The following is a 13,150-nucleotide window of genomic DNA, read 5'->3' as shown; positions in this document are numbered from 1 at the left end:
TTTTATGCACTTTCTTCTGGTTTTTTATTGTCATTTTCAAATATAACTAGAGGTTCTTTATTATCTATTATAGTTTCCTCAGTTATAATTACTTTTTGGATATCTTCTCTAGATGGTATTTCAAACATAATATCCATCATAGATTTCTCCAATATACTTCTAAGACCTCTTGCTCCTGTATTTCTTTCTATTGCTTTTTTAGCTATCGCTTTTAGTGCATCTTCTCCAAATTCAAGGTCTACATTATCCATTTCAAATAGCTTCGAGTATTGTTTCGTAAGAGCATTTTTAGGCTCTTTTAATATTGTAACTAAGGCATTTTCATCTAATAAATCTAAAGTTACAACAACAGGAACCCTACCTATAAATTCTGGTATAATACCAAACTTCAGTAAGTCCTCTGGTTGAACCTCTTTATATAATTTCCCTATATCTGTTTCTTTTTTACTTTCTATTTTAGCACCAAAGCCTAAGGTTTTTTGACCAGTTCTTTTCTTGATTATTTTATCTATTCCATCAAAAGCTCCACCTACAATAAATAATATATTAGTAGTGTCTATTTGTAAAAACTCTTGATGAGGATGCTTTCTACCTCCTTGAGGAGGTACATTAGCAGTAGTTCCTTCTAATATTTTAAGAAGTGCTTGCTGAACTCCTTCTCCACTAACGTCTCTTGTTATAGATGGATTATCTGATTTTCTAGCTATTTTATCTATCTCATCTATATATATTATCCCTTTTTCTGCTCTTTCTACATCATAATCAGCAGCTTGGATTAGTTTAAGAAGAATATTCTCTACATCTTCTCCAACATAACCTGCTTCTGTTAATGAAGTAGCATCTGCCATGGCAAAAGGAACATTAAGTATTTTAGCAAGAGTTTGAGCAAGCAGTGTTTTACCAGAACCAGTAGGTCCAAGCATTAATATATTACTTTTTTGAATTTCAACATCTTTACTTTTTTTATTAGATGTATATATCCTTTTATAGTGATTATATACTGCAACAGATAAAGCTTTTTTAGCTTCTTGTTGACCAATTACATACTCATCTAAAACTTCTTTAATTTCCTTAGGTTTAGGAAGATTACTTGCATCATTTTCAAAAGACTCTTCAAATTCCTCTTTTATTATTTCATCACAAAGCTCTACACATTCATCACAAATGTATACATTTGGCCCTGCTATAAGTCTTTTAACTTGCTCTTGATTTTTTCCACAAAAAGAACATTTTAGATGTTTTTTATCTTCGAATTTTGACATTTTTACACCTCTCTTAATTTAGGCTATGGTCTTTTACTTATAACTTCATCAATTATTCCATATTCTTTAGCTTCATTTGCAGCCATGAAATAATCTCTTTCTGTATCTGCTTTTATTTTTTCAAGCGGCTGTCCAGTTCTTTCTGATAAAATTTTATTTAGTTTTTCCTTCATTTTTATAATTCTTTCGGCGTGTATTTGTATATCTGTAGCCTGACCTCTTGTTCCACCTAATGGTTGATGTATCATTATTTCACTGTTTGGAAGAGCATATCTTTTGCCTTTTGCTCCAGCATTTAATAAAAATGCTCCCATAGAAGCTGCCATTCCTATACAAATTGTACACACATCAGGTTTTATATACTGCATTGTATCATAAATTGCCATTCCAGCAGTAATACTTCCTCCTGGTGAATTTATGTATAAATATATATCCTTATCAGGATCTTCTGACTCCAAAAATAAAAGCTGTGCTACAACAAGACTTGCTGTAGTATCATTTACTTCATCTCCTAAAAATATTATTCTATCCTTTAAAAGTCTAGAATATATGTCGTAAGATCTTTCTCCTCTTCCTGTTTGTTCTACTACTACAGGTACTAATGCCATAAAATACCCCTCCTTTTTTATAAATCCTGTATATAGATACAGTAGCCTAAAATTAGGCTACTGCAAAATTAAGCTATTTTAGCATTTTCTACTAACATGTCTATTGTCTTTTTAACAGCTACATTTTCTTTAAAATAGTCCATGTCTTCTTCTCTTATAGTTGCTTTGAACTTATCCAATTCCATTTTGTACATATTAGCCATTTCTTCCATTTCTTTATTTAATTCTTCATCAGAAACTTCTATTTTTTCTTCTGCTGAAATAGCCTCAAGTACTAAAGATGTTTTTACTCTATTTTGAGCCTCTTCTCTCATTTGAGATTTTAAATCTTCCATTTTCATTCCTGTATATTGTATATAACTTTGAAGATTTAATCCTTGCATTTGTAATTGTTGATCAAAATCTCTAAGCATATTGTTTATTTGATTTTCTATCATAACTTCTGGTATTTCAACTTCACAAACTTCAGTTGCTTTTTCTACAACTTTATTTCTAAGTTCAGCTTCTTCTCTATTTTTTGCAGTTTCCTCTAATTTATTTTTTATATCATTTTTTAATTCTTCTAATGTATCAAATTCACTTACATCTTTTGCAAATTCATCATCAAGCTCTGGCATTTCTTTTACTTTTATTTCTTTTACTTTTACTTCAAATACAGCTGGCTTTCCTGCTAGATTTTCTGCATGATACTGTTCTGGGAAAGTTACATTTACTTTTACTTCATCTCCAATGTTTGCTCCTATTAATTGGTCTTCAAATCCTGGTATAAATGTTCCTGAACCTATAACTAGACTATAATTTTCTCCTTTTCCACCTTCAAAAGCTTCTCCATCTACGAATCCTTCAAAATCTATTATAACTGTATCTTTATCTTGAACTGCTCTATCTTCAACAGTTATTAATCTAGCATTTTGATTTCTCATTTCTTCAAGTCTAGCTTCTACATCTTCTTCTTTTACAGTATATTCAATTTTTTCAACTTCTATACCTTTATATTCTCCTAATTTCACTTCAGGTTTTACAGTAACTTTAACAGAAAGAATTAAGTCTTTTCCATTTCCTATTTCTTCTATATCAAGTTCTGGTCTGTCTACTGGCTCTAAGTTATTTTCATCTACAGCTTTTGTATAAGCTTCTGGGAATACTATATTTATAGCTTCATCATAAAATACTCCCTTACCATATTGAGCTTCTATTAGTTTTTTTGGAGCTTTTCCTTTTCTAAATCCAGGAATGTTAAACTTTCCTTTTAATTTATCATATGCTTTGTTAACTGCCTTTTCAAATTCTTCACTGCTTATAGTTATTTTTAAAGTAACTTCATTGTTTTCTTTTTTGATTAATTCTGAATTCATTTTCTATTCCTCCTATGTAACTTTCATTATTTTCTTTTATAACCATTTTATTATAACATATAACATTTTTTATTTACAAGAGAGTTGATTTTTTCATTTATTTAAAAAAATAGTTAATATATTAAGTATTTACATTTTAGAATAATTTATTTATAATTGTAAATATTAAGAATTTAAAGCATATTTTATTTATAAAGGAGCTGATGAATTTATGTTTGAAATCATTATAGCCTCAATTATATTTATATCAACATATATTTTTATTATTTCAGAAAAAATAGATAGAACAGCTATATCATTTTTAGGTGCATCATTTTTACTTTTATTCGGAATCTTAACAGAAGAAGAAGCACTTCATTTTATTGATTTTAATACTATTGGATTATTGGTTGGTATGATGATTATAGTAAATATATTAAAAACTACGGGATTATTTCAGTATATAGCTATAAAATCTGCTAAAATTTCAAAGGGGGATCCTTTAAAAATAATGATTATTTTCTGTTTTATAACAGCAATTCTTTCTGCTTTTCTAGATAACGTCACCACTGTACTTTTAATAGCTCCTGTTACACTTGTTATAACAGATACTTTAAAATTAAATCCAATACCTTTTTTAGTTCCCCAAATACTTTCTTCTAACATTGGAGGTACTGCAACACTTATTGGTGACCCTCCAAATATAATGATTGGAAGTGCTGCAAATATTGGTTTTTTAGATTTTATACTAAATACAGGCCCTATATCTCTTATAATATTAATAATTACAGTATATTTGTTTAAATTTATGTATAAAAATCAATTAATTGTAGATGAAGATGTAAAGAAAAAAATATTTGAATTTGATGAAAAACTTGCATTAAAAGACAAAAATCTTTTAATAAAATGTTTAAGTATATTATCCTTAGTTGTAATTGGACTTATGACTCATCAATATGTAGGCTTTGAATCATCTTCAGTGGCACTAATAGGAGCTTCTATAATGATGGTAATAAGTAAAGCTAATGTAGAAGAGGTTCTTCATTCAATTGAATGGACTACTATATTTTTCTTCATGTTCTTATTCATACTTGTCGGTGGACTTGAAAAGGTAGGAGTTATAAATCATATTGCAGAAATTATAGTTTCTTTTGCTAGTGATAATTTATTTTTAGCATCTATTGTACTTATTTGGACAGCAGCTATACTCTCTTCATTTTTAGATAATATCCCATTTGTTGCTACTATGATTCCTTTAATTGAAAGAATATCTCTTCTTTCTGATATTAATGTAATGCCTCTTTGGTGGGCACTATCCCTTGGAGCTTGTCTTGGAGGAAACGGCAGTTTAATAGGTGCATCAGCAAATGTTATAGTAGCAGGAATACTCAAAAAAAATAATCACGAATTATCCTTTATAGAATATTTTAAAGTTGGATTTCCTTTGATGATTTTATCTATTATTTTAAGTACAATTTATCTTATGATTTTTTATATATAGAGAAAAAATGACCTAAAATCAGGTCATTTTTTCTTTACTAATCTACGTTTTCTAAAATATCCACCTTTTATATTTCTAGCATCTGTTATGGTTATAAAAGCATCTTTGTCATATTTATCTACACAAGCCTCAAAATTAGGAAAGTCTTTTCTATTTAGCACTACATTTAATATATGTATTTTACCTTCTTTTCCACTTCCTTCTGTAACTGTTACTCCAAAGTTTTTCTCTCTTAAATAGCTTGAAAATCCTTCTATATCTTTTTTAGTAATAATTTGTGCAACTAAAGTTCCTATTGCCATTTTTTCCTCTATTAATATGCCTACATAGTTTCCTGCTGCAAATCCAAAAGCATAAGAAAGTATATTCCCTATATTATCCATTCCACTTAAAACTTTATTTATAGCTAGTATATATATTATTATCTCTATAAACCCAATCATTGCCGCTACAAACTTTCTTCCTCTTACAACCATTATAGTTCTAATGGTTGCCATAGATACATCTGTACATCTTGCAACAAATATAAAAAGATACCCCCATATATAACTCATATCAATTCTCCTTATAAATAAATATATTCAACATTAATAGTTTTATCCTCAATATTTATAATAGAAAAACTCCTTTTAGTTGTTCCTCTAGGAAGTGATATACTTCCTGGGTTTAAGAAAAGTATATCATTCTCTGTTAAATTAAGTGGTGTATGTGTATGCCCAAATATAACTATATCTGCACCTAGTTCCAAAGCTCTTCTTTTTATACTTCTTATTCCATATTTAACATCATATTTATGTCCATGGCATAAAAATATATTAAAATTTTCAATTTCAAATACTATTTCATCTTCTACATCTTCAAAATCACAATTTCCCTTAACACCTATAGTATTTATTCCTGTTAACTTATAAATATACCTAGAATCAAAAAAGTTATCTCCAGTATGAAGTATTAAATCACATTCCTTTAAATAATCTATAGCTTTATCTATGTATTTATAGTTTCTATGTGTATCACCTATAACTCCTATTTTCATATTTATTTAAACCTCTTTTCAAACTCCTCTTTCATTTTTTCTAAAGCTTCTGATCTATGACTTATTTTATTCTTAACATCACTTGGAAGTTCTCCAAATGTTTTATTATATCTATTTACTATAAATAATGGGTCGTATCCAAAACCATTATTTCCTACTTCTTCAAATCCTATTTTTCCTTCAACAGTTCCTCTTACTGTAAACTCTTCATTATTTGGAAATACAACCGCAATAGAAGAAACAAATCTAGCACTTCTTTTACTCATATTAACATTACTTAGCATTTTTAAAAGCTTTTCATTATTTTCTTTATCTGTAGCATTTTCACCTGCAAATCTAGACGAATATATACCTGGCTTTCCTCCTATTGCATCTACCATAAGACCTGAATCATCTGCTATTGTTATTTTTCCAGTTCTCTTTGCTACTTCTCTTGCTTTAATTAAAGCATTTTCTTCAAATGTAGTTCCATTTTCCTCTATTTCAAGACCCTGAAGATTCACATCCTTCATAGATAATATTTCTACATTAAAATCCTTTAAAATGCTTCCTATTTCTTCAAGCTTATGAGAATTTGAAGTGGCAATAACTACTTCTGTTTTTGTTCCAAGTATCAAATCTGAAATTTGACCTAAAGCTTTTTTTTGAGCATCTATCAACATTTTATTCCCGATTTCTCCAATATCTAAAAGCTTATAAAGCTGATCTTTTTTAAAAGGAAACTCTTCTCCTGTTCCTTGAACTTCTACAAATTCTCCCTTATCTGTCATAACTATATTCATATCTACTTGTGCATTTGAATCTTCTTCATAGCAAAGATCAAGTATATTCTCACCATTTACTATTCCTACGCTTACAGCAGATATAAAGGATTTTATAGGCATTTTCTTTATAAGCTTTTGTTTATATAGTTTATATAAAGCATCTGCCATGGCAACAAAAGCACCAGTTATTGAAGCAGTTCTAGTTCCACCATCTGCTTGAATAACATCACAATCTATCCATATAGTTCTCTCTCCTAACGCTTTAAGATCTATTACAGATCTTAGCGCTCTACCTATAAGCCTTTGAATTTCCTGTGTTCTTCCATCAACTTTTCCTCTTGAAGATTCTCTTACTTTTCTTTGATGAGTAGATCTTGGAAGCATAGAATATTCTGCTGTAATCCATCCTGTTCCACTATTTTTCAAAAAAGGAGGAACTCTATCTTCAATAGATGCATTACATAATACTTTAGTTTCTCCCATTTCTATTAAAACAGATCCTTCTGCATATTTAGTATAATTCCTTGTTATTTTTATATCTCTAATTTCATTGTTTTTTCTACCACCTAGTCTATCCAAAAATATCATCCTTTCTATATAATAACTATACTTTATTATTATACAATAGGTACCATATTATGAACAAAGTTTTTTGCAATAAGAAAGTCTTCATTCTAAAGATTTTAAATGTAGACTTTTTTGAAACTCATAACGGAATTTATATTTATCGACAATTTAAATAGGAATATAATTTCCTATTCGTTATAAGAAAAGGAAGAGTATTTTTACTCTCCCTTTTCTTCAAAATATCTTTCTATCCCATTGTATATACCTTCTACTAATTTATCCTGATATTCTGGTGATTTCATTAATTTTAATTCATCATTATTAGTTAAAAATCCACATTCAATCAAAACAGCTGGCATTTTGGTGTATTTAATTACAACTAGATTTGGTCTTTTAACTTTTTTCCTATCAACAGCATTTGTTGATTTTAATAATTCTTCTTGTATAATTTTAGCAAAGGTTTCATTATCTCTTCCATTTGCATACTCTCCATCATTAGGATAGTATAATGTTTGTATTCCATGTATAGCCGTATTATCAACCGCATTTATGTGTATACTTACAAAAATATTTCCTTCAACTTCATTTGCTAAATCTGTTCTTTCTCTTAAAGCAGGATACGTATCTTTATCTCTTGTCATTACTGTATCATATCCATTTTCTTTAAGTTTTTCATTAAGCTTTTTTGATATTTCTAAGGTTAAATCTTTTTCTTTAGTTTTATCTATAGGAGATATAGCGCCTGGATCACTTCCACCATGGCCTGGATCTATTACAACTAGGCGCTTTCCATTATTAATTTGTCCTTGCTTATAAAGCTTAATCTCTATAATTTTATCTTCTCCACGTTTTAATATATTGAATAAAACATTATTTTTAAGCTTTATATCAATATATGTGTATTTAGAACTTTTATCTACCTCTATTTTTTCCACATACTCATCATCTATTTTTACCTCTTCATCATCTAAGTCTACATATCTATTTTTAATCTTAACCTTTATTTTATTAGACCAATCATCATAATCTATATCTTCAGCTTCTTTATCAGAATCTTGAATAATTGTCAAAATAGAACTATTATTTTTAAATTCATATTTCAAATTTTCATTTTCTATATTAAAAAAATTAAACAGTATTTTTATATCATTTTCTTCTTCTAAAAATTTAACATTTTTCTCATATTCATCTATACTTATATCACTATTTAAATTTAAAACTAATCTAGTTCTTTCCTCTTCTTTATAATAATAAGCTTTATAACCGTTTATATAATCTTTATTTATTTCTTCTTCTATTAACTCATCATCATTTTCTATTTCTAATGTAGTATAATATAAATCTACAACAAGTCTATTTGGATTTTTTAAATAAAAACTTTTGTATTCAGATTTTATATCTCTTTCAATAATAAAGCTTTCTTTATCATCAGTTTTTTTAAATTCAAAATTAGCAAAATTATCAGCTACATCAAACTTAATTATAATTTCATTATCATTTTGAGTAATATCGTATTTTGGAGAATATTTAGTATCTACTACAACTCTAGCAACTAAAGGATTTTCTTCAAATTGAGAAACTCTTACTCCACTTATTAAAGCCCCTAATCCTTCATATTTATCTTTTAAAGTATTCATTTTAGTGTTTTCCAGATCTATTACTAATCTATCTGGATTTACAAGAAGTATATCCTTATATGATGCTTTATCACTTAATATTAGTTTAATTTCATCACTTTTTATTTCAACATCTTCTAAGCTAATATAATTTTCTTCTTCCTTTTTATTTTCAAGGATTACAACTCTATTTACACTATCCCAATCTACATTTACTCCTAATTGTTCAGAAACAAACCTTACAGGAACCATAGTTCTATCACTAACTAATTTTGCAGGAACCTTATCAGGAAGTATATATTCCTTTCCATCAACATCAGCCTTATAGCTATCTATTTTTAATACTATCTCTTTATTATCTTTATTAATATGTACCTTGTATTCTTTCGAATCCCAAGTTACTTTTGCACCTAAATTTTCTGATATAAGCCTTACTGGAACTAAAGTTCTATCATTTAATATAACAGGAGGAACATCACCTTTAAGTTCTACACCATCAAGCTTTACTTTCGTAATAGGTAATTTAACATTTTTACCATCTAGAACAAAACTTTCTTCTATTACTTTTTCATCTGCAAAACTTGTACTAAAAACTAATGAAAATATTACTATTAAAAAAGCAAATACATAACTCAATCTTTTCATGTAAACTCCTCCTATTTAAGCCATTTTACAACATCTTATTCTAAGGATATCATTTTTAAAAATACAGTGTCAACTTTACTCAAAGTTTGTAAATTAATTGTAATATTAAATGACTTTATATAGTTCATCACTTTCTGGAGGAACTATTTCTTCTTCAATTCCATTCCTTAGAAGAACCTTTTTGTTATCACTGTTAAATTCTCCTATAATACAAAATTCTATATTTTCTTTTTCAAATTCATTTATTAGTTTATCTAATTTATTTTTATCAACTCCAATTATCATAGAACCACTAGATATAAGCCTTAATGGATTTATATTAAAGTAATCACATATAACTTTTGTACTATTATTTATTTTTATTTTATCTTCATATATAGTGCATCCTATATTATAAAGATCACACATTTCCCAAACTGCTCCTAATATTCCACCTTCAGTCACATCATGCATACAACTTACCCCTACTTTACCTGCTATAATACCTTCTTTTACAACGCTTATTTTATCAAGTAAGGATTTCCCTTCATTAACTATTTTTTCGCCGTATATATCCTTTAACTCATCCTCTTTTTCAAAGGAGATAATTCCTGTACCTTCAATTCCTGCACCTTTTGTAAGTATGATAAAATCGCCACTTTTAGGAATATCTTTATATAATATATCTTTTTTTAGTTGTTTTCCTATTCCTGTTGATGATATAACTATTCTATTTACTGCATTTGTTATTTCTGTATGCCCTCCTATTATATCCACATTTAACTTATCAGCTTCTTTAGATGCATCTTTCATTATTTTCCTTATATCTTCTTCTTTTGTCCCTTCTGGAGCCATTATAGTAAGCATAATACCAATAGGAGCAACTCCACTTGATGCTATATCGTTACAAGTTATATGAACAGCAAGCTTTCCTATTTCTTCAGCTGTTCCAGTTATAGGATCCGTACTCATTACACATACATTTTCTCCAAAATCTACAATAGCACAGTCTTCTCCTATGTTAGGTTTAATCAAAACTTCTTCTCTTTTTTTATTTAATGTAGAAAAAACTAGATTTTTAAGTTGATCTGTTGTTAATTTTCCTATTTTCATTTGATTACCCCCTATAAAATTACTAACATAAATATTATATCACTATAATTGCTGTAATTTTATACAAAAAAGTCCCAAGATTACTTTTAATTATAATCTTGGGACTTAAAAAATTTATGAAAATTGTTTTTTAAATTCTTCTATATTCATTCTTTCATGATCTGAACAAATATATAAAACCTCTATATCTTCTTTAGGTATATGATGACAAATTAATATTTCAGCATCATATCCATCTTCTAAATCTTTTCTTATTTTTAAATTATCTTTAAAGCTCAAAGAAGAATTCCAGTATTCTTTTAGTATATCTTTTCCTTTATTATGTAAAAACTCACTACAAAACTCAAATCCTTTTGTTTCTTTCAAGGCAAAAGGCTCATAAATTTTATTTGCTAAATTTTCATTTGCAATCCAGCACATATCTTCATTAATTTTTACCGAAAGAACTGCACTATGTGAGTGAAAGTAATGCTTTTCTTTAAAGTTTAAGCTTGCAAATATAGATTTTCTTCTTTCTACCCAATTTGGTATGTTATTTCTTCTAAAATCATCTATATAATCATGAAATCCTTTATATTTAGTGTTATATGTAATTTTATCATTATAATATATTCCATTTTTGAGTACATAATCCAAATCTCTTAAAGCTACTATATGATAGACTCTTTTTGTTTTAGTATAGTCATCAAATAAAAATTTCATAGTTATCTCCTTTCAAAAAAATAAAGAAGGCTTTTAGCCTTCTTTATTTTTTCCTATTTTATTTTTCTATATACGCTTCGTCATAATAAACGAATCCTAATGGAGATACTCTTACATCTTTTACATAAGATTTAATCATTTCTGGATTAGTATAATAGTAAATTGGCATTACTATCATATCTTCCATCATTAAATCTTCTGCTTTATGCATAAATTCAAATCTTGCTTTTTCATCAGTAGCAGTTTTTGCTTCATTTATTAGTTTATCAAATTCTTTATTTTTCCAGTGAGCATTATTATTTCCACTTGTTGAATACCACATATCTAAGAATGTCATTGGATCTGTGTAATCTCCTAACCATCCATGTCTAGCTATAACGAAATCTCCACTATCTCTAGTTTGTTGGAATACTTTCCATTCTTGATTCTGAAGATTTACTTTTATACCTAGGTTTTTATTCCACATTTCTTGAATAGCTTCTGCTATTGCCTTATGCCCTTCAGAAGTATTGTATATAACTGTTAATTCCGGGAAGCCCTTACCATCTGGGTATCCAGCTTCGGCTAATAATTTTTTAGCTTCATCAACTTGAGCTGTTTCTTTTAAACCATAATCATTAGCTTTTTCATAGAATTCTTTTCCATCTGGCTCTTTTATTCCTGGAGCAACAAATGTTAAAGCTGGTTGTTGTCCTGCTTTTGCTATAACTTCAACTATAGCTTTTCTATCTATAGCAAGTGCTAATGCCTTTCTAACTTTAGGATCATTAACTGGTTCTTTAGTAGTATTAAATACATAGAAGTATGTTCCAAGTTGTGGGAATATCTTAAATTCATCACTTTCAGCTTTAAGTCTTGGTATTTCTTCAGTAGGCATATCTTCTATATAATCAACTTCTCCTGATTCAAATGCAGAAAGAGCAGTTGAAGCTTCTGTCATCATATAAAATTCTATACCGTCAAGTTTTACTCTATCTTTATCGTAGTAATTTTCATTCTTTTCAAGTGCTAATACATTATTGTGATCCCACTTAACAACTTTGAATGGTCCATTTGAAATATGAGTTTCAGGATTTAAAGCCCATCCCTCAGGATCTTTCTCAACAATATCTTTTCTAACTGGAAAATATGTTGGGAATGCAGTAAGCTCTAAGAAATATGGAGTTGGAGCTTCAAGAGTAACTTCTAAAGTTTTATCATCTATTGCTTTTACTCCTACTTCATCAGCACTCGCTTCTCCCTTATTATATTTTTCACCATTTTTTAAGTAATACATTTGATAAGCATAATCAGCTGCAGTTTTAGCATCTAAAGCTCTTTTCCAAGCATATTCAAAATCTTGTGCCTTTACTGGCTGTCCGTCTGACCACTTAGAATCTCTTAAATGGAATGTATAAGTAAGTCCATCTTCTGATACTTCATATTTTTCTGCTACTCCAGGAATAGCTTTATCATTTTCATCAAGTCTCATAAGTCCTTCGAATGCATTAACTAATATAGTAGCTCCATCTACTGATGCATTTAAAGCTGGGTCTATTGTTTCTGGGTCAGCAGCTGTATTGTGTCTTACTATCATTTTTCCAGCAGCTTCTCCTCCTGCTTCTTCTTTAGTTTCTTTAGTACATCCAACTAATGAAACTAACACTAATGATAATGCCAATAATAGTGATAATAATTTTCTCATTAAAAAATTCCCTCCTTTATTTTCTTATATTTAGCTCGTTGCAGAACTCTACAACTCGCATAAATACTACATTTAAATTTATAGAAATGGCTAAGTTTCCCCCATTTTGGGTATATATACATTAACTAGATGTGTATAACTCAAAATGAAAAAAGGAGGAAAAACTTATGCCAGTTCAAGCTAAACAATTAAACTTTTCTAATATTTCTTCTGATTTTGAAAAGTTTTTTAATCAAAATCAATACAATTTACTTTCTATGTTAAATCATTTTTTTGATATTAGTGATTTCATCCCACTTTCTTTTTATCAAAAATATTATTCTAATTTTGGACGTAAAA

The 13,150-nt window shown here is 28.3% G+C and carries 11 protein-coding genes; 1 reads left to right on the top strand and 10 read right to left on the bottom strand.

Going from position 1 to position 13,150, the window contains the following annotated elements; genetic code table 11:
• Positions 1–2 precede the first annotated feature (2 nt).
• The 3 genes from clpX to tig all read right to left on the bottom strand — a co-directional run bounded on the left by clpX (position 3) and on the right by tig (position 3,225).
• Positions 3–1,262, bottom strand: coding sequence for an ATP-dependent Clp protease ATP-binding subunit ClpX (gene clpX / locus BUA77_RS04435; RefSeq protein ID WP_072887714.1), 1,260 nt, complete (start codon positions 1,260–1,262; stop codon positions 3–5).
• A 23-nt stretch (positions 1,263–1,285) separates the two neighbouring features.
• Positions 1,286–1,870: an ATP-dependent Clp endopeptidase proteolytic subunit ClpP gene (clpP, locus tag BUA77_RS04430; protein WP_072887711.1), complete on the bottom strand. Its 585-nt coding sequence runs from the start codon at positions 1,868–1,870 to the stop codon at positions 1,286–1,288.
• A 68-nt stretch (positions 1,871–1,938) separates the two neighbouring features.
• Entirely contained in the window at positions 1,939–3,225 is a 1,287-nt protein-coding gene (gene tig, locus BUA77_RS04425; protein ID WP_072887709.1) for a trigger factor, read from the bottom strand.
• 211 nt (positions 3,226–3,436) lie between these two features.
• Between tig and BUA77_RS04420 the strand changes: the two genes are divergently transcribed.
• On the top strand, positions 3,437–4,705 hold the full coding sequence (locus BUA77_RS04420; RefSeq protein WP_143151297.1) for an ArsB/NhaD family transporter: 1,269 nt from the start codon (positions 3,437–3,439) through the stop codon (positions 4,703–4,705).
• A 23-nt stretch (positions 4,706–4,728) separates the two neighbouring features.
• Here BUA77_RS04420 and BUA77_RS04415 read toward each other — a convergent pair whose 3' ends face one another.
• The 7 genes from BUA77_RS04415 to BUA77_RS04385 form a co-directional block, all read right to left on the bottom strand.
• A complete protein-coding gene (locus BUA77_RS04415) occupies positions 4,729–5,259 on the bottom strand; it encodes a DUF2179 domain-containing protein (protein WP_072887704.1) in 531 nt (176 codons plus the stop codon).
• Between the two features lie 11 nt (positions 5,260–5,270).
• On the bottom strand, positions 5,271–5,741 hold the full coding sequence (locus tag BUA77_RS04410) for a metallophosphoesterase family protein (protein ID WP_072887702.1): 471 nt from the start codon (positions 5,739–5,741) through the stop codon (positions 5,271–5,273).
• A 2-nt stretch (positions 5,742–5,743) separates the two neighbouring features.
• Positions 5,744–7,093 (bottom strand): ribonuclease PH, encoded by a 1,350-nt coding sequence (gene rph, locus BUA77_RS04405; protein ID WP_072887699.1) that lies wholly within the window; start codon positions 7,091–7,093, stop codon positions 5,744–5,746.
• A gap of 197 nt (positions 7,094–7,290) precedes the next feature.
• Positions 7,291–9,333: an N-acetylmuramoyl-L-alanine amidase gene (locus tag BUA77_RS04400; protein WP_072887696.1), complete on the bottom strand. Its 2,043-nt coding sequence runs from the start codon at positions 9,331–9,333 to the stop codon at positions 7,291–7,293.
• A 105-nt stretch (positions 9,334–9,438) separates the two neighbouring features.
• Entirely contained in the window at positions 9,439–10,425 is a 987-nt protein-coding gene (locus BUA77_RS04395) for an AIR synthase family protein (protein WP_072887694.1), read from the bottom strand.
• A gap of 114 nt (positions 10,426–10,539) precedes the next feature.
• Positions 10,540–11,127, bottom strand: a complete 588-nt coding sequence (locus tag BUA77_RS04390; protein WP_072887691.1) for a hypothetical protein — start codon at positions 11,125–11,127, stop codon at positions 10,540–10,542.
• 58 nt (positions 11,128–11,185) lie between these two features.
• Positions 11,186–12,811: a peptide ABC transporter substrate-binding protein gene (locus BUA77_RS04385; RefSeq protein WP_072887689.1), complete on the bottom strand. Its 1,626-nt coding sequence runs from the start codon at positions 12,809–12,811 to the stop codon at positions 11,186–11,188.
• Between the last annotated feature and the right edge of the window lie 339 nt (positions 12,812–13,150).

The organism is Tepidibacter formicigenes DSM 15518 (genome assembly GCF_900142235.1).
Lineage (GTDB): Bacteria > Bacillota > Clostridia > Peptostreptococcales > Peptostreptococcaceae > Tepidibacter > Tepidibacter formicigenes.
Note: the sequence above shows the minus strand (reverse complement) of the source record. Positions and strands in the feature narration are given on the sequence as shown.